The organism is Terrabacter sp. 2YAF2 (assembly GCF_052114705.1).
GTDB lineage: Bacteria > Actinomycetota > Actinomycetes > Actinomycetales > Dermatophilaceae > Terrabacter.
The window spans coordinates 73,234-90,833 of the sequence record NZ_JBFRFG010000006.1 but is presented as its reverse complement, the minus strand read 5'-3'; the positions used below and the strand labels follow the sequence as shown (position 1 = coordinate 90,833).

Below are 17,600 nucleotides of genomic sequence, written 5' to 3'. Positions count from 1 at the left end.
CCGCGTGGCGTCGCAGCGTCAGCACCACCCGTCACTATGCTCGCGGCAGGCACAGCGGCGGCTCCACCCACCGAGGCCCACGGAAGGAGCGACGTGACGACGTCGGCGATTTCACGGGCGGCCGGCACGAGCCGGACCGCCCAGACGGCCACGGGGGCCATCCCGCGATCGGGGCGTGCTCGCCCGGAGCAGACCCCGGCGGGACACGGGGAGCGCATCGGGGGCCTCGACGGGCTGCGGGCCCTCGCCATCGTCGGTGTCCTCGTCTACCACCTCAACGCGTCGTGGCTGCCCGGCGGTTTCGTCGGGGTCGACGTCTTCTTCGTGGTCTCGGGCTTCCTCATCACGACGCTGCTGCTGCGCGAGCACCACCGCAGCGGCCGGATCGCCTTGTCGCAGTTCTGGGTCCGTCGCGCGCGTCGTCTCCTTCCCGCGCTCGTCCTCTGCGTCGTCACGAGCGTCCTCATCGCCCGCGGTGTCAGCCAGGACCTCCTCGTCGACGTGGGACGCCAGATGCTCGGCGCCCTCACCTTCTCGACGAACTGGCTCGAGATCACGGCGGGCACGAGCTACTTCGACCAGACCGCACCGCAGCTCTTCATGAACTTCTGGTCCCTGGCGGTCGAGGAGCAGTTCTACCTGCTCTGGCCCCTCCTGACCCTCGCGCTGCTGGCGGTATCGAGCCGGATGCGGGTGGCCGTGGCGGTCGCCGTCGGCGCGGCCTCCTCGCTGCTCATGGCCGCGCTCTTCACGCCCGGCACCGACGCGACGCGCGTCTACTACGGCACCGACACGCACGTCATGGGGCTCATGGCCGGCGCGGCGCTCGCGTTCGCCTGGGCGAGTCCGCGCCTGGCGTCGTGGGTGGCGCCGTCGCGCTGGGGGCGGTTCGGGTCGTATGCCGTGCCCCTCGCTCTCGGGATCCTGCTCGCCGAGATGGCCTTCCTCGACGAGCAGTCGACGCTGACCTTCCGCGGCGGCATCGTGGCGGCGTCGTTGGCGACAGCCGTCCTCGTCATGGGTCTGGTCGAGCGGCGCCCCGACGGCATGACCCGGGCGAACGGTGTGACCCCGGTCCGGCGGGTCATGCGCCATCCCGCCGCGTCGTGGGTCGGGGCCAGGTCCTACTCGATTTACCTCTGGCACTGGCCCGTCATCCTCCTCGTGGCCCTCGACAACCCGTCCGCCCCGGGCACGACCTCGCACCTGCTGACCCGCCTGTGGTGCGTGCTCGTGACGCTCGCGCTCGCCGACCTGACCTTCCGCTTCGTCGAGACCCCGTTCCGGACCCTCGGCTTCCGAGGGGTGGCGTCGAGCCTGCGCCGGGGCGTGTCGGGACTGACCCTCCGCGGCAAGCGAGGCCTCGGCGCGGTCGTCGCCGTCCTGGCCGTCGTGACCGCCGTCATCGTCGTCACGGCTCCCGACCAGAGTGAGACCGCCAGGATGCTCGCCGAGAACGAGGCGGCGGCAGACGCGACGCCGACGCCGGCCGCATCGGCGGGCGCCGCACCAGCGGCGACGAGCACACCGTTTCCGGCGACGACCACGGGCGGCCCGCCGTCGGGGACCGCGTCCGCCGCGAACGCCTCGTTCACGATGCCGAGCGGAGGCGAGATCGACGCCTACGGCGACTCGATCATGGTCGGCAGCCTGCAGGCCCTGCGCTACTACTTCCCCGGCATCCGGATCGACGCGAAGTCCAACCGTCGGTGGTCCGACGGGCTCAGGGAGGTCGCGGACCGCGGCGTCGGCAACCGGCGCGCGGTCATCCTCGCCTTCGGCACGAACGCCGGGGTCGACGAGGACGCCGTCAAGAAGGTGCTCGACACCCTCGGCCCCGACCGCATGGTCGTCCTCGTCAACATCATGGCCCCCTTCGCACGCGTCGACACCGACAACGCCACGCTCGAGCTCGTCGCTCGAGGCCGCCCCAACGTCGTCGTCGCCGACTGGGCGGATGCCATCCGCGCCCACCCGGACCAGGTCCAGTCCGACCGCATCCACCCCACGATCAGGGGCGCCCACCTCTTCTCCAAGACGGTGCGTCAGGCGATGGCCGACCTCTCCGCGAGGAACACCGGCAAGACGGTCGTGCTCAAGGAGCTCCCGATCCCGTGAGCGCCGCCGGCGCCCGGTCGTAACCTCAGCCGGCGATCACCGGGTCGCCCACGCGGAGGGTCGCGCCGGGGTCGAGGGGCAGCACGGGCGTGAGCCTGATGCCGAACCACGTGGCGCCGTCCCACTTCCGGTGCCGAGCCAGGGTGCGGATCGGCTCCTTGCCGGAGCGCAGGTCGTCGCTGTCGATCGTCGTCATGACGCAGCGGTCACACACCATCGTCGTGCGGAACGGCACGTTGCCGATGCGCACCGACGACCACTGGTCCTCGGCGAAGGGTGCGCCGCCGGCCACGACGACGTTGGGCCGGAACCGCTGGTGCGACAGGGGATCCCGGGGCTCCTCACCTCGCTCGAGGGCCGTCTCGAGCACCCAGTCGTTGAGGCGCGCCAGCGACGACTCCGACGTGACGTGGACGGGCGCGGCGTCCGAGAGCGAGTTGCGGTCGCCCTCGACGCCGCCCAGGTCAGGTCGGATCGGGCGGTGCGTCGCGTCGTCCTGCCACACCAGGCGCAGCGGACGCCCCACCCGTTCGGTCAGCCACCCGTCGGCGCCGGGACCGGCAGGTCGGGCGCGGTCCTGCCCGGAGAACCTCACCGGCACGGGTGCGGCGTCGCAGGGCCGTGCCACCTCGAGCGGGTCCGCGCCGGGGGCGAGCAGGCGCACTCCCCCACCGTCGAGCGGCTCGGCCCGCAGCCCGAGCAGGGCGTGCTCCTCGCGGGCGGTGACCTTGGTGCCGTCAGGGTCGATGACCGCCCACCGACGGTCACCCCGCAGCCCTTGCGCCTCCACGACCGCCGCGTCGAGGCTCACCCCGCCGAGCGACTTGACGGGGTATGCCGTCAGCGACGTGACGTGCACCCCCTCCATCCCGCGCGGGGTCACTCGGCGAGCCAGGCGGCATACGCGTCGAAGGTGTAGGGCCGGCCGAGGAAGTCCTCGACGAGGTCCGCGGCGTCGCGTCGGCCGCCCTGCACGAGCACCTTGTCCCGGTAGGCACCGGCGACCTCGGGGTCGAAGAGGTCACCGCGGTCGAAGGCCGAGAACATGTCCTTGGCGATGACGAGCGACCACATGTAGGTGTAGTAGGCCGAGCTGTAGCCGTCGAGGTGCCCGAAGTGGCACTGCATGTGCGTGCCCGGCAGGTACGGGAAGACGGAGTAGCGGTCCATCAGCTCGCGCAGGCGGGCCGTGAGGTCGTCGCTCTCCTGCACGTGGAAGTCGTAGGACAGCGCGGCGTAGAACATCTGGGTGCGGGCGTCGTAGCCCTTGCCGAAGTCGTCGGCCCGGCGCATCGCCTCGACGAGCTCGGCCGGGATGACCTCGCCGTCCGCGTTGCGGGCGAAGGTGGCGAGGACGTCGGCGTCCCAGGCCCACTCCTCGAGCATCTGGCTCGGCGCCTCGACGAAGTCCCACTCGGTCGCGACCCCCGAGAACCGGACCCACTCGGTCCGGCCGGCCAGGACGTGGTGCACGAGGTGACCGAACTCGTGGAAGAGCGTGACGACCTCGTCGTGCTCCAGCAGGCCGCGGTTGAAGTTGCACACGAGCACGCCCTCGGCCAGCTGCGTGCCGGCGACGCCACGGACGAGGTCGAACTGGGCCGCGTGCTTGTACTTGCCCTCGCGCGGGTGCAGGTCGAGGTGGATGCGGCCGACGCGCTCGCCCGAGAACGACACGTCGTAGGTCGCGACCTCCTCGTGCCACGTGCGGGCGTCCTCGCGCGGGACCGGTGACCACTCGAGCCCGAAGAGACGTCCCGTCACGTCGAGCAGGCCCTGGCGGACCGACTCGAACGGGAAGTACGTGCGGACCTGCTGGGCGTCGACGGCCAGCTGCTCCTTGCGGACGAGCTCGGCGTAGTAGGAGGTGTCGGCGCCGTCGATGTCGGTGGCCTCGGGGCGGTCCTGCCGCAACCGTTCGAGCAGCACGGCCTTGTCGCGCTCGGCGCTCGCCGTCGACAGCTCGGCGATGCGGTCGATGAACTCGCCGATGGCCTTGCCGCTGCCGATCATCTTGACCTCGGCGTCGTAGTCGGCCCACGACGCGTAGCCCAGCAGCGCGGCGTGCTCGCGACGGACGGCGAAGATCTCCTGGAGCACGCGGTCGTTGGCGGGCCAGGCGATGGTGAGGAACTCGGTGACGAGGTCGCGGCGGGCCTGAGCGTCCCGCGCGAAGGTGCGGAACGGCACGACGTCGGGGTAGTCGGTCGTCACCGTGACGAGCCCCTCGTCCTCGACGGGGTGCGCGTCGACCCAGTCCTGGGGCAGCCCGGCCAGGCGGTCGGGGGTGACGCGGATGCTCCGGACGTTCTCGCGGATGTTCTTGCTGAACTCCTGGCTCAGCAGGATGGCCCGCTCGCTCAGCTCGCGCAGCCGGTCGCGCGTCGCCTCGTCCTGGTCGACGCCCGAGCGGCGGAAGTCGCGCAGGGTGCGCTCGAGGACCCGGGTCGCGTCGGCGTCGAGACCGCTCGCGTCGAGGCCGGCGAGGACGGCATACAACCCGGTGTCGAGGCCGAGGTCGGTGTCGAGCTTCTGCACCTGCTGCGCCACCGACTCGGCACGCTCGCGCACCGCACCGTCCGGGTGGACCTCGGAGAAGAGCGAGCCGACCGAGGCGGCGTTGGACAGTGCCGTCTGGGCGTCGTTCCAGACCCGCAGGACCTCGAGCGGCTCCTTGGGCGGGTCGCTGCGCAGGCCCTCGACGAGGGACCGGGCCAGCGCGAGCTGCTGCTCGCCGCGGGCACCGACCCAGTCGAGCCAGTCGCTCTCGAGGGGAAGGGGCAGGTGGGTCGGCTCGGTCGTCACAGACGGCACTGTATGCCGACGCACGGGAGCTCACGGCCGCTACCGGCCTGCGCCCCCGTGTTCCCCCGAAAAACCCGCGTGGTTGCCTTCGCTAGTCCCAGAGCTGCAGCGAGCGGGTCATGATCCCGACGAGGTCGTCGGGGCCGACCTCGCGCGGACTCGTCGCGAGCAGCCGCTGCTGCTTGAGCGACCCGTCGACGAGGTCGTCGACGTCGTGCTCGCCGTAGCCGACGGCGCGCAGGCCGTTGGGCAGTCCGATGTCGCGCATCAGGTCGACGAGGACGCCGGGCAGCACATCGCGCGAGTCGGAGTCCCAGCGATCTCCGTGGCCGGGGTCGAGCAGGCGGGCAGCGGCCAGATGGCGCTCCGGGTCGGACTCGAACGTCCAACGGAATGCTTCGGGTGCGGTCAGCGCGACGGCCATGCCGTGCGGCACCATCGGCTCGTCCCGCGGGTAGCCGTCCGGGTGGAAGTCGCGAACCCGACCGGCGATGGGGTAGGCGTTGGCGTGCGGCACGTGGACGCCGGCGTTGCCGAACCCGAGCCCCGCGAACGTCGCCGCGAGGGCCATGTCGCCGCGGGCGGCCTCGTCGCCGCCGTCTCGCACGGCGGTGCGGAAGGCCTTGGCCAGCAGCGACATCGAGCGCTCGGACCACATGTCGGAGATCGGGTTGCTGCCGCAGTAGGGCACGCGCTCGCCCGGCTGCTTGCGCTCGTAGCTGGTGAACGGGCGCGCCGTCCAGCTCTCGAGGGCGTGGCACAGGATGTCCATCCCGGCGCTTGCCGTGACGCCCGCGGGTTGCGTCGCCGTCAGGCGCGGGTCGACGACCGCCAGGCTGGGACGGAGCCGGACATGACTGATGCCCGTCTTGACCTTGAGCGCGAGGACGTCGAGCACGCAGATAGTCGTGCTCTCGGCGCCGGTGCCCGTCGTCGTCGGCACCGCCACGAGGGGCGCGAGCTGCTGCGTGGGGGCCCGCCCCTCCCCCACCGGCGCGTTGACGTAGTCCATGAGGTCTCCGCCGTCGCTGAGCAGCAGGTCGACCGCCTTCGCCGTGTCGATGGCCGAACCGCCGCCGACCGCCACGTAGCCGTCGAACGGTCCGTCGGCGCGGGCCCGGTCGACCGCGACCTGCAGGCTGGCGTCCGTCGGCTCGACGTGCGCCGAGTCGTGGACGACAGCCTCGATGCCGAACCCCCGGATGCCCTCGGCCACCCGTTCGGGCCATCCGGTCGCCAGCACACCGGCGTCGGTGACGACGAGGACCCGGTGCACGCCGAGCGCCCCGAGGTCGTGCCCGATCTCGTCGGCGGCGCCGGCGCCGAACTTCAGCTGTGGAGCTCCGTAGGTGAAGACGGACTCGGGGTTGGCTGGTGACCACGTCATGCGCCCACCCTAGGGTGGCACCCATGGCCACAGACGAGACCGCCGGGACGCTCGTCGTCGGCGCCGGCCAAGCCGGCATCTCGCTCGTCACGGCCCTGCGCGAGCTCGGGGACACCGCGCCCATCGCCCTCGTCGGTGACGAGCCCGAAGCGCCCTACGAGCGCCCCCCGCTGTCGAAGAGCTACCTGCGCGGCGAGCATGACCGCCCCACACTCGTCTTTCATGACGCCGCCTGGTTCGCCGACCTCGGCGTCGAGCTCGTCACCGGCGACGCCGTGACGACGATCGAGCGTGATGCCCGGGGCGGACGCGCCGTCACCGGCTCCGGCCGCGCGCTCGAGTTCGACCGCCTCGCCCTGACGACGGGCGCGGTCAACCGCACGCTTCCCCTCGAAGGCGCCGACCTCGAGCGCGTCCACTCGGTGCGCACCCTGACCGACGCCGACCGGCTGGCGCCGCGGCTCCGGGTCGCACGCGAGGTCGTCGTCGTGGGGGGTGGCTTCATCGGGCTCGAGATCGCCGCGAGCGCCCGCGCCCTCGGCGCCGCCGTGACCGTCCTCGAGGCGAGCGACCGCCTTCTCGGCCGCTCGGTCACTCCGCTGCTGTCCGACACGGTCCGGGCCGCGCACGAGCGCCGCGGCACGCGGGTCCTGCTGGGCGCCAGCGCTGTCGGCCTCATCGGCGAGGACGGGCACGCGGTGGGGGTCGCGCTGGCCGACGGCTCCGTGCTGGATGCCGACGTCGTGGTCGTCGGCGTCGGCGTCGACCCGCGCACCGACCTCGCCGCCCAGCTCGGGCTGACGGTCGACCCGCGCGGGATCGTCGTCGACGAGCACGCCCGCACGTCGGACGGGCTCACCGTCGCGGCCGGCGACTGCGCCGTTGGACCCAACCCCTTCGCCCGGGGGCTGGTCGGACCGACCCGGCTCGAGAGCGTGGCGCACGCCACCGACCAGGCACGCGCTGCCGCAGCGACGCTCACGGGGCGCCCGGCGGCATACGCGTCCGTGCCGTGGTTCTGGAGCGACCAGGGTGACCTGCGGCTGCAGATCGCCGGCCTCCCCCACGGCGCCGACCACACCGTCGTTCGCGGCGATCCTGCGGCAGAGCGGTTCTCGCTCCTCAGCTACCGAGACGGGTTGCTCATCGCCATCGAGTCGGTGGGGAGCCCGACGGACTACCTCGCCGTGAAGAGGGCGCTCGAGAAGGGTATGACGATTCCGGCCGATTCCGCGGCGGACTCCTCCGTCCCGCTCAAGCGGCTCATCACGAGGGGACGAGACACCCGCTCGCCCTGACGCGCCCGGCGCCGGAGCCTGCGCTAGCGTGGGTCGTCGCCCAACGAAGGGACTGATCGCATGCACGCTCTGGCGGGTCTGCCCACCGCAGGCACCCTGATCAACGCCAATCCCGTCGACTACGTCATCATCGCCCTCTACTTCGTCTTCGTCCTCGGCATCGGGGTCATGGCACGGCGATCGGTGTCCGACTCGATCGACTTCTTCCTCTCCGGGCGGTCGCTCCCGGCCTGGGTCACCGGCCTCGCCTTCATCTCGGCGAACCTCGGTGCCGTCGAGATCATGGGCATGTCGGCCAACGGGGCCCAGCTCGGCATCTCGGCCGTGCACTACTTCTGGGTGGGGGCCATCCCCGCCATGCTCTTCCTCGGCGTCGTGATGATGCCCTTCTACTACGGCTCCAAGGTGCGCTCGGTCCCCGAGTTCATGTTCCGCCGTTTCGGCACGGGCGCCCACCTCGTCAACGCGATCAGCTTCGCCTTCGCTCAGCTGCTCATCGCCGGCGTCAACCTCTACCTGCTCGGCTCGATCGTGCATGCGCTGCTCGGCTGGCCGCTGTGGGTGACGCTGCTCGTCGCGGCCGCCATCGTGCTGTCCTACATCACGCTCGGCGGCCTCTCCGCGGCGATCTACAACGAGGTGCTCCAGTTCTTCGTCATCGTCGCCGCGCTGCTGCCGCTGACCCTCATCGGCCTGAACCGCGTGGGCGGCGTGCAGGGCCTCAAGGACAAGATCACCGAGTTCGCATCCACACCCGCCGCGGTGGCCGCGAAGGTCCCCTCCGCCGAACAGCAGCTCCACTCGTGGCCGGGCCAGGCGCTCTCCGGCTTCGACTCACCGTTCTGGTCGGTGGTCGGCATCGTGTTCGGCCTGGGCTTCGTGCTGTCCTTCGGCTACTGGACGACGAACTTCGTCGAGGTCCAGCGCGCCATGGCGTCCAACTCGATCTCGGCGGCGCGCAAGACGCCCATCATCGGGTCCTTCCCCAAGATGTTCGTGCCCTTCATCGTCATCGTGCCGGGCATGATCGCGGCCGTCCTCGTCAAGGAGATCGGCCAGCTCAAGGCCGGTGGCTCGCCGCCCGGTGGCGCCTCCGGAGAGGGCGTCAAGTACAACGACTCCCTGCTGCTGCTGATGCGCGACATCCTGCCCAACGGCCTGCTCGGCGTCGCGATCGCCGGCCTGCTCGCGGCGTTCATGGCCGGCATGGCCGCCAACATCTCGGCCTTCAACACCGTCTTCAGCTACGACCTGTGGCAGCGCTACATCCGCAAGGACCACAGCGACGACTACTACCTGCGCATCGGGCGTCTCGCAACGGTGGGTGCGACGGTCATCGCGATCTTCACTGCGATCGTGGCGAGCTCGTTCAGCAACATCATGGACTACCTCCAGACGCTCTTCGGGTTCTTCAACGCCCCGCTCTTCGCGACGTTCATCCTCGGCATGTTCTGGAAGCGGATGACCGCAACCGCCGGCTGGGTCGGCCTCTCGGCCGGAACGCTCTCGGCCGTGCTCGTCGCCTTCCTCAGCGAGGACGCGTTCGGGACCCTCAGCCTCGGGGTCATCCCACTGAAGGGCCAGGGCGCCGCGTTCGTCGCAGCCTCCGCGGCCTTCGTGGTCGACATCGCGCTGAGTGTCGTCGTGTCCCTCGTGACCGAGCCCAAGCCGGCCGGCTCGCTGCGCGGCCTCGTCTACTCCGAGACGCCACGGGAGGACCTCGTGGACCCGGAGGAGCGCAAGCTGCCGTGGTTCCGCCGCACGCTGCCCCTCGCCGGCATCTCGCTCGGCATGGTCATCATCCTCAACTTCTTGTTCTGACAGGAGCTCCGACATGAGTGACTCCCACGATCTCGACTCCTCTGCCGCCGGCGGGAAGCGCGGCCAGAAGCACACGGCCGGCGCCTTCGACATCCGCAACTTCATCGGCGCCCTGCTCGGCCTCTACGGCGTGATCCTGACGCTGCTCGGGATCTTCGGGGACAAGGCCTACGACCGCACGGGCAACGTCAACGCCAACCTCTACGCCGGCATCGTCCTGCTCGTCATCAGTGCGTTCTTCATCGTGTGGGCGAGGATCAAGCCGATCGTCGTCCCCGCGCACGTCGAGCCCGTCGACGACGACCCCTCACGACCGGCTCCGAAGCGTCGGCCGACCGGCCACTGACCCACCCGCAGCCCTCGCGACCTCGCAGCCCGTCCCCCGTCCCAGACGGTCAGGACGGGCTGCGGCGTCTCGGGCGCGGCTGGCAGACGGGGCAGGAGAACGAGGAGCGGTTCATGAACTGCTCGCGGCGCATGATGGCACCGCACCGGTCGCATGGGGTGCCCGCGCGTCCGTATGCGTGAAGCGAGCGGTCGAAGTAGCCGCTCGCCCCGTTGACGTTGACGTAGAGCGCGTCGAAGCTCGTGCCGCCGTGGCCGAGCGCCTCCGCCATGACGTCCCGGGCGTGGTCGAGGATCCTGGCGAGCGCCGGCTTGGTCAGGGACGAGCAGAGGCGCTCGCCGTGCACCTGGGCGCGCCAGAGAGCCTCGTCTGCGTAGATGTTGCCGATGCCCGACACGAGGGTCTGGTCGAGCAGGGCCCGCTTGACGGCGCTGTCGCGCTGCTTCATCCGGCGCACGACGGCGGCCTGGTCGTAGGCCGGCTCGAAGGGGTCGGGCGCGATGTGCGCAACCGACTCCGGGATGCCGTCGGGCCGCAGCGGTGACAGGGCCAGACCGCCGAACGTGCGCTGGTCGACGAACCTCAGCTGCGGGCCGTCGTCGGCGAAGTCGAAACGGGCGTGGCAGTGCTTCTCCAGCGGCGCGTCAGCCGGCTCGACGAGCATCTGCCCGCTCATCCCCAGGTGGACGATGAGGGCGTCCTCGCCGTCGAGGGCGAGCCAGAGGTACTTCCCGCGGCGCGAGGCCGCGGTGACGGTCACGTCGTGAAGCCGTGCGGAGAGGTCGTCGGGACCGGCGTCGTGGCGACGGGCCACCCGCACCCCCGTGATCCGAGCGCGAGTGACGTGGCGACCCACGACGTGGTCCTCGAGACCACGGCGCACGACCTCGACCTCGGGCAGCTCCGGCACGAGGCGTCAGGTCGGGCTGGGGCCCGCGGTGTCGGCCGCGGGTCCGGACGTGCCCCGGCGGTCGTCGAGCGTGTGCCAGGCCTCCTTGGCGGCCTTCTGCTCGGCCTCCTTCTTCGACCGGCCGTGACCCTCGCCGAGGACCTCTTCGCCGACGACGACGCGGGCGTGGAACTCCTTCTCGTGGTCCGGCCCCTGCTCACCGACGCGGTACTCCGGGGACCCGAGCGCCGAGCCGGCCGCCATCTCCTGCAGGCTCGTCTTCCAGTCGAGTCCGGCCCCGAGCGTGGCGGCCTCCTCGATGAGGGGGTCGAAGTGGTGGTGCACGAAGCGCGCGGCGAAGTCGATGTCCGTCGAGAGGAACACGGTGCCGATGAGCGCCTCGAGGGTGTCGGCCAGGATCGAGGCCTTGTCGCGGCCGCCGGTCGCCTCCTCGCCCTTGCCGAGCATGACGTACTGCCCGAGGTCGAACATCCGGGCGACGTCGGCGAGCGCGCGCATGTTGACGACGGCCGCGCGCAGCTTGGCCAGCTGCCCCTCGGCCAGGTCCGGGTGCTCGCGGTAGAGCGACTCGGTGACGACGAGACCCAGCACGGAGTCACCGAGGAACTCGAGACGCTCGTTGTTGGGCAGGCCACCGTTCTCGTAGGCGTACGAGCGGTGCGTCAGGGAACGCAGCAGCAGCGGCTCGTCGATGTCCCGGCCGACCACCTCACGGAGGTGGGCGATCAGAGCATCGACGGGCCGCTGCGGCACCGCCGGAACACCCCCAGCGCCAAGGTCGCTCATGGGGCTGCTCACGGTGTGATCAGGCCTGGTGCTCGGTGCGCTCGGCAACGGCGTAGTGACGGCCCTTGTACGTGCCACACGAGGGGCACGCGATGTGCGGCTGGGTCGCCGCACCGCACTGCGGGCACGTGGTGAGCGTCGTCGGCGTTGCCTTCCAGTTCGCACGACGCGAACGGGTGTTGGAGCGCGACATCTTCCGCTTCGGGACAGCCACGTCAGTTCCTCTTCTCTTGCGGGTCGTCGCTCAGCAGTCCACTGAGGGACGACCACCTCGGGTCGATCACTTCATGATGATGGTCCGGGTCCTCCGCGAGGTGCATCCCACACTCGGAACACAACCCCGGGCAGTCAGGCCGGCACACCGGTTGGAACGGCAGCGTCGGCACGACAGCGTCCCGGAGCACGGGCTCGAGGTCGATGAGGTCACCGACCAGCTCGTGCACCTCGTCCTCGTCCGAGTCGGCTCCCACCTCGTGGTGGTGCGCCGCCCGGTCGGCGTAGGCGAACAGCTCCTGGAAGCGCCCCTCGACAGCGAGCTCGAGAGGATCCAGGCACCGCACGCACGCGCCGGTCGCCGTGCCACTGACCGAACCCGTCACGAGGACACCTTCGACGACGGACTCCATCCGCACCTCGACCGCGACCGGCTGGCCGGACGTGATCGAGATGATGTCGGTTCCGAGGTCGTCGGGCAACGTGACCGTGCGCGAGAGCTCGAGCATCGTCCCGGGTCGCCGAACCAGCTCCCTGGTGTCGAGCACCAGAGAAGAACGGGGATCAGGACGGTCCATGGCTCCTGCGCACAGTAGAGGATTCGGTCCGCGCCAAGACGGACGTGGACCGACCTCCAAGGCTACTAGAGGGGCGCCGTGCGCCCAAATCAGACGAGACGCCCGCTCAGGGCCGCGAGTACCGGGTCCGGGACGAGCCCCGTGACGTCGCCGCCGTAGCGCACGACCTCCTTGACGAGCGAGCTGGAGACGTGGGCCAGCGTCGGGTCGGCGGCGAGGAAGAGCGTCTCGACGCCGGTGAGGTGACGGTTCATGTTCGCCATGGGCAACTCGTACGAGAAGTCGGTGCCGCCGCGCAGTCCCTTGACCATCGTCGCCGCACCGACCTCCCGACAGACCTCGACGACCAGCGTCTCCGCCCAGGCGCCGATGCGCACGTTGGGCAGGTGGCCGACGGACTGCTCGATGAGGGCGGTGCGCTCCTCGATGCCGAACGTGCCCTGTTTGCCCGGGTTGTGCAGGATCGCCACCACGACCTCGTCGAACAGCCTGCTGGCGCGGGTCACCACGTCGACGTGACCGTTGGTGATCGGGTCGTAGGAGCCGGGACACACACAGCGGCGCGCTTCGCTCGTCACGCGCCCAACCTACCGTCCGGGTCGTCGCCGTGGCGGGAGCCTCACGCCACGACGTCGCCCGGCGTCGGCTCGGCGAACCACACCGCGGTCTCGCCGTAGCGCTTCTCGCCCGAGAGCTCGAGTCCGTCCGGCCAGGTGGGCTGCGGGGACCGGCTGGAGCGCTCGACGACGACGAACGCGTCCGGGGCGAGCCACTGGCGCTCGACCAGGGCCGCCAGCACCGCGGCGAGGGCGTCCTCGGTCACGTCGTAGGGCGGGTCGAGCAGCACGAGGTCCATGCGGACGCCGGCGGGTGGACCCGCGGCAACCGCTCGCTCGACGGTGTCGGCGAGGACCCGGACCCCGGGGTGGCCCACGACACCGACGTTGCTGTGGATGACCTTCGCGGCCTTCCGGTCCGACTCGACGAGCAGCACCAGCGCGGCCCCGCGGCTGGCCGCCTCGAGCCCGAGGGCGCCGGAGCCGGCGTAGAGGTCGAGGACCTGGGCGCCCTCGAGCAGCCCGCGGTGCTCGAGGCGGCTGAAGAGGGCCTCCCTCACCCGGTCCGACGTCGGTCGGGTCGATGACCCCGGGGGTGTCTGCAGACGCCGTCCACCGGCGACGCCGCTGATGATGCGCGTCATCTCAGCCTCGCTCGAGCCATACGGCCTGGTCCTCGTCGAGCCGCATCGCCACGGCTGCGGCGAGCGCCGGGTGCTCACGCAGCTCGGGATCACGGTCGACGAGGGCGAAGGCGTCCTCGCGGGCGTCGGCGATGATCTGCTCGTCCTCGAGGCGGCCGAGGCGCAGGTGCCGGACCGAGTTGCCCCGTCCGCTCTGTCGTGCGCCGAGAACGTCGCCCTCGCGGCGCAGCAGCAGATCGGCCCGGGCGAGCTCGAACCCGTCGGTCGTCGCAGCGACCTGGTCGAGGCGCTCGGCCGCCCGCTCCCCCGCGCCCTGGGTCATGAGCAGGCAGAGGCCGGGCACCGCACCACGACCGACGCGGCCGCGGAGCTGGTGCAGCTGGGAGATGCCGAAACGGTCGGCGTCGACGACGACCATGACCGAGGCGTTCGGCACGTCGACGCCGACCTCGATGACGGTCGTCGCAACGAGCACGTCGATCTCGCCCGCGGAGAAGGCGCGCATCGTGGCGTCCTTGGCGTCGGGGTCGAGACGGCCGTGCAGCACACCGATGCGCACACCCTCGAGGGCCGGGGTGGCGCGCAGGGTGCTGAGCATCGCGTAGACGCCGGTGAGCTCCTTCGCTGGCGCGTCCGGCTCGCCGTCCGGCCCCGCCTCGTCGTCGCCGTCCCAGTGCGCGTCCCAGCCGGCGTCCTCGTCGGACGTGTCCCGGGAGAGCGCCGGCGCCGAGCCCGGCTCGTCGTCGACGTCACCGATGCGGGGACACACGACGTAGGCCTGGTGCCCCTTGGCGACCTCCTCGGCCACGCGCTGCCACGTGCGGTCGACCCAGCCGGGCTTGTCGGCGTCGACGACGTGCGTCGCGATGGGCGAACGTCCGCGGGGCAGCTCGCGCAGCGTGGAGGTCTCCATGTCGCCGAAGACGGTCATGGCCACGGTGCGCGGGATCGGCGTCGCGGTCATGACGAGCACATGGGGAGGACGGATGCCCTTCTCGCGCAGCGCGTCCCGCTGCTCGACACCGAACCGGTGCTGCTCGTCGACGACGACGAGCGCGAGGTCGGCGAACTGGACGTGCTTCTGGATCAGGGCGTGGGTCCCCACGACGATGCCGGCCCCGCCCGACGCGGCGTCGAGGAGGGAGCGCTTGCGCGCCGCGGCGTTCTGGCTGCCGGTGAGCAGGGCCACGGTGGTGCCGAACTCGGAGCCGCCGAGCATCCCGCCCTGCGCGAGGTCGCCGAGCATGGCCGTGATCGACCGGTGGTGCTGGGCCGCCAGCACCTCGGTCGGGGCGAGCAGCGCGGCCTGGCCGCCGGCGTCGATGGCGGCCAGCATCGCCCGCAGGGCGACGACCGTCTTGCCCGAGCCGACCTCCCCCTGCAGCAGCCGGTGCATCGGTCGCTCGGACGCGAGCTCGGACGCGAGGACCTCACCGATCTCGCGCTGGCCCTCGGTCAGGTCGAAGGGCAGCCGGGCGTCGAAGGCCGCGAGCAGGCCTCCCGGGCGTGGTGGCCGTGGCGTCGCGAGCTCGGACTCAGTGGCCTTGCGGCGCTGGGCGAGGATCGTCTGGAGCACGAAGGCCTCGTCGAACTTGAGCCGGTCGAGGCCCCGGGCGGGCTGGTCGTCGACGGCCGGGCGGTGGACGAGCTCGAGCGCGACGGCACGGTCGACGAGGCCGCGCGCCACGCGTACGTCGTCGGGGACGGGCTCACGGATGCGGTCGACCGTGTCGAGCGCGGTGTGGACGAGCTTGCGCAGCCGCAGCGAGTTGAGCTTGCCCGTCGTGGAGTAGACCGGCACGCGGTGCGTGCGGTACCACTCGACCGCGGCCTCCCCCGCCTCCTCGTCGTCGAAGAGCTCGTACTCCGGGTGCGTCAGCTGCAGGCGACGACCGTAGGCGCCGATCTGCCCGACGAAGAAGCCGCGCGCACCCGGCTGGAGCTTGCCCTCGTGGCCGTAGGCACTGAAGAAGGTCACGTCGAGCTCGTTGCCGAGGTCGTCGCCGATGACGACCGTCAGCATCTTGCCCCGACGGTTGCGCATGGACCGGGTCGTCGCCTTCTTGACCTCGGCCACGACGAGGACGTCCTCGCCGACGTGCAGCGACGAGAGGTCGGTCAGCTGGCCGGGTCGGACGTAGCGCCTCGGCACGAACTCGAAGAGGTCGGCCACGCTCAGCAGGCCCTTGGTGCGGGCGAGCTGCTCGGCCTCGTTCTTCTTGACGAGCTTGGTCAGCGGCGAGTCCTCGGTGAGCACGGGCAACCTCACTCCACCCCCAGCAGCACGGGATAGACGGCCTGTCCGCCGTCGATGAGCGACACCTCGATGCCGTGCTGGTCGCGGCGGGCCTCAGCGGCGACGGCAGGCATGAGGCCGTCCGGCGCGTCGATGCCGGCAACCACGGTGACGAGCTCGCCTCCGCTCGCGAGGAGCCGCCGGACGACCTCGCGGGTCACGTCGAGCTGGTCGGAACCGACGATGACGACGTCGCCGTCGACGACCCCGAGGACGTCGCCCGCCTGGCACGGGCCACCGCTCGTGAGCGCCGCCCGGTTGGCGACGGTGACCGCGCCGTGCCGGGTGGCCGACGCGGCTGCCTGCATCGCCAGGACGTTGGCCGAGGCGGCGGCGGCCGGCTCGAAGACGGCGAGCGCGGCGATGCCCTGGACGGCGGTGCGCACGTGGACGAGGTGCGCCTCGATGCCGTCGTCGGCGACCGCGCGCACTGCTGCCGCCGCGGCGAGGAGCGTGTCGCCGTCGTTGGGCAGGACGACGACGCCCGACGCGCCCCGGGCGTGCTGCTCGCGGATCGCGCTGATGAGTCCGCCGGTGGAGGCTCTCCGGCCGGGGCCGGAGCGCACGACGACCGCACCGGCATCCTCGAAGAGGCCTTCGAGGCCGACGCCGGCCGCGCAGGCCACGATCGCGGCACCCGAGCGCGGCGACGCGGTGCGCCCCTCGGACGGTTCGACCCTGCGGCCGAGGCCGTGGGCTCCCGTGAGGCGCGTGATGCGCACACGATGCGGCCGCCCCGCCTCGATGCCGGCCTCGACGGCCGCGCCGGCGTCGTCGACGTGCGCATGGACGTTCCACTCGCCGTCCCCACCGACCACGAGCACGGAGTCACCGAGCTGCACGAGGCGGCTGCGCAGGACGTCCACCGCCGCGTCGTCGGAGTCGGCGAGGAAGTACATCACCTCGTACTCGGGCATGCCCTCCTCGTCGGAACCCCCGCTCGGGTGGACGTCGTGGGCAGCACCAGGCAGGTCGGGACGACGCCGGAAGCGACAGTCCGAGTCGTCGGCCCCCGAGCGCGCACGCTGTCCGGCACAGACGCGCTCGAGACACTCGAGCAGCACGACGAGTCCCGCGCCGCCGGCGTCGACGACACCGGCGCGCGCGAGCACCGCAAGCTGCTCCGGGGTGCGTGCGAGCGCCTCCCGCGAGGCCTCGACCGCCGCCAACGCGACGTCGTGCACGCTCACGGCAGCGTGGTCGGCCGAGTCACCACCGGACGGGGGGACACGACTCACGTCGTGGGCGGCATACGAGGTCGGTGAGCCCCCGGCGTGCTGGGCGATCTGGTGGGCAGCACGCTCGGCGGCCTCTGCCATCGCGCTGGCGACGGTGAGGATGGTCCCCTCCTTGGGGTCGGTCACCGCTTGCCGCGCGCGCACCTCGGCGTGGCGCAGTCCAGCAGCCAGGATGCGGCCGTCGATCCGGGCGGCACCCGCACAGCCCTCGGCCAGGCCGCGGGCCAGCTGGCTGAGGATGACCCCGGAGTTGCCCCGAGCGGTCCACAGCAGGTGCTTGGCGAAGACCGACAGCAGCTCGTCGGCGGTGGTGACGTCGGCGGTGGCCAGGGTGCGCTCGACCGCCCCGTCGAAGGTGAGGTAGAGGTTCGTGCCCGTGTCGCCGTCGGGCACGGGAAAGACGTTCATGGCGTCGATCTCGACCCGTCGGGCGGCGAACAGCGAACGCGTCAGAACCGCCCAGCGGCGCACGGCGACGAGGTCGAGCGAGGTCAGGGGCCCGTCGGGCGGCGGCGTGGCGCCGGACATCGGACCTCCTGCTCGTCGTGCGTGACCTGGCGTCTGGACATCGGACGGGTAGCGGGCTCGCCGATCTCGGCAGGC

The 17,600-nt window shown here is 71.6% G+C and carries 15 protein-coding genes; 4 read left to right on the top strand and 11 right to left on the bottom strand.

The window, feature by feature from the left end:
* Positions 1–93: 93 nt before the first annotated feature.
* Positions 94–2,118, top strand: a complete 2,025-nt coding sequence (locus tag AB4030_RS09195; RefSeq protein WP_442278908.1) for an acyltransferase family protein — start codon at positions 94–96, stop codon at positions 2,116–2,118.
* Positions 2,119–2,143: 25 nt separating this feature from the next.
* Here AB4030_RS09195 and AB4030_RS09190 read toward each other — a convergent pair whose 3' ends face one another.
* The 3 genes from AB4030_RS09190 to AB4030_RS09180 form a co-directional block, all read right to left on the bottom strand.
* Complete coding sequence (locus AB4030_RS09190) at positions 2,144–2,986, bottom strand: MOSC domain-containing protein (protein WP_442278907.1); 843 nt, start codon at positions 2,984–2,986, stop codon at positions 2,144–2,146.
* 11 nt (positions 2,987–2,997) lie between these two features.
* Positions 2,998–4,923, bottom strand: a complete 1,926-nt coding sequence (locus tag AB4030_RS09185; RefSeq protein WP_442278906.1) for a M3 family metallopeptidase — start codon at positions 4,921–4,923, stop codon at positions 2,998–3,000.
* A gap of 91 nt (positions 4,924–5,014) precedes the next feature.
* The gene (locus AB4030_RS09180; RefSeq protein ID WP_442278905.1) at positions 5,015–6,310 is read right to left on the bottom strand and encodes a hydroxyacid-oxoacid transhydrogenase; all 1,296 of its coding nucleotides are present in this window, start codon (positions 6,308–6,310) and stop codon (positions 5,015–5,017) included.
* Positions 6,311–6,333: 23 nt separating this feature from the next.
* Between AB4030_RS09180 and AB4030_RS09175 the strand changes: the two genes are divergently transcribed.
* Genes AB4030_RS09175 through AB4030_RS09165 form a run of 3 tightly spaced genes read left to right on the top strand, consistent with a single transcriptional unit; the run spans position 6,334 to position 9,775 of the window.
* On the top strand, positions 6,334–7,608 hold the full coding sequence (locus AB4030_RS09175) for an NAD(P)/FAD-dependent oxidoreductase (RefSeq protein ID WP_442278904.1): 1,275 nt from the start codon (positions 6,334–6,336) through the stop codon (positions 7,606–7,608).
* Between the two features lie 60 nt (positions 7,609–7,668).
* On the top strand, positions 7,669–9,429 hold the full coding sequence (locus AB4030_RS09170; protein ID WP_442278903.1) for a sodium:solute symporter family protein: 1,761 nt from the start codon (positions 7,669–7,671) through the stop codon (positions 9,427–9,429).
* Between the two features lie 13 nt (positions 9,430–9,442).
* A complete protein-coding gene (locus AB4030_RS09165) occupies positions 9,443–9,775 on the top strand; it encodes a hypothetical protein (protein WP_442278902.1) in 333 nt (110 codons plus the stop codon).
* Between the two features lie 49 nt (positions 9,776–9,824).
* On the opposite strand, the gene mutM is transcribed toward AB4030_RS09165, so the two are convergent.
* The 8 genes from mutM to AB4030_RS09125 form a co-directional block, all read right to left on the bottom strand.
* Positions 9,825–10,685 carry a bifunctional DNA-formamidopyrimidine glycosylase/DNA-(apurinic or apyrimidinic site) lyase gene (mutM, locus tag AB4030_RS09160; protein WP_442278901.1) on the bottom strand — a complete coding sequence of 287 codons (861 nt, stop codon included), beginning with the start codon at positions 10,683–10,685 and terminating at the stop codon, positions 9,825–9,827.
* Positions 10,686–10,691: 6 nt separating this feature from the next.
* Positions 10,692–11,471, bottom strand: coding sequence for a ribonuclease III (gene rnc, locus AB4030_RS09155; protein ID WP_442278900.1), 780 nt, complete (start codon positions 11,469–11,471; stop codon positions 10,692–10,694).
* 19 nt (positions 11,472–11,490) lie between these two features.
* Positions 11,491–11,685 carry a 50S ribosomal protein L32 gene (rpmF, locus tag AB4030_RS09150; protein WP_030146690.1) on the bottom strand — a complete coding sequence of 65 codons (195 nt, stop codon included), beginning with the start codon at positions 11,683–11,685 and terminating at the stop codon, positions 11,491–11,493.
* Position 11,686: 1 nt separating this feature from the next.
* Positions 11,687–12,262 (bottom strand): YceD family protein, encoded by a 576-nt coding sequence (locus AB4030_RS09145; protein WP_442278899.1) that lies wholly within the window; start codon positions 12,260–12,262, stop codon positions 11,687–11,689.
* An 89-nt stretch (positions 12,263–12,351) separates the two neighbouring features.
* A complete protein-coding gene (gene coaD, locus AB4030_RS09140) occupies positions 12,352–12,840 on the bottom strand; it encodes a pantetheine-phosphate adenylyltransferase (protein WP_442278898.1) in 489 nt (162 codons plus the stop codon).
* A gap of 41 nt (positions 12,841–12,881) precedes the next feature.
* A complete protein-coding gene (gene rsmD, locus AB4030_RS09135; RefSeq protein ID WP_442278897.1) occupies positions 12,882–13,463 on the bottom strand; it encodes a 16S rRNA (guanine(966)-N(2))-methyltransferase RsmD in 582 nt (193 codons plus the stop codon).
* A 1-nt stretch (position 13,464) separates the two neighbouring features.
* The gene (locus AB4030_RS09130; protein WP_442278896.1) at positions 13,465–15,726 is read right to left on the bottom strand and encodes an ATP-dependent DNA helicase RecG; all 2,262 of its coding nucleotides are present in this window, start codon (positions 15,724–15,726) and stop codon (positions 13,465–13,467) included.
* 2 nt (positions 15,727–15,728) lie between these two features.
* A complete protein-coding gene (locus AB4030_RS09125) occupies positions 15,729–17,525 on the bottom strand; it encodes a DAK2 domain-containing protein (RefSeq protein WP_442278895.1) in 1,797 nt (598 codons plus the stop codon).
* Positions 17,526–17,600 lie beyond the last annotated feature (75 nt).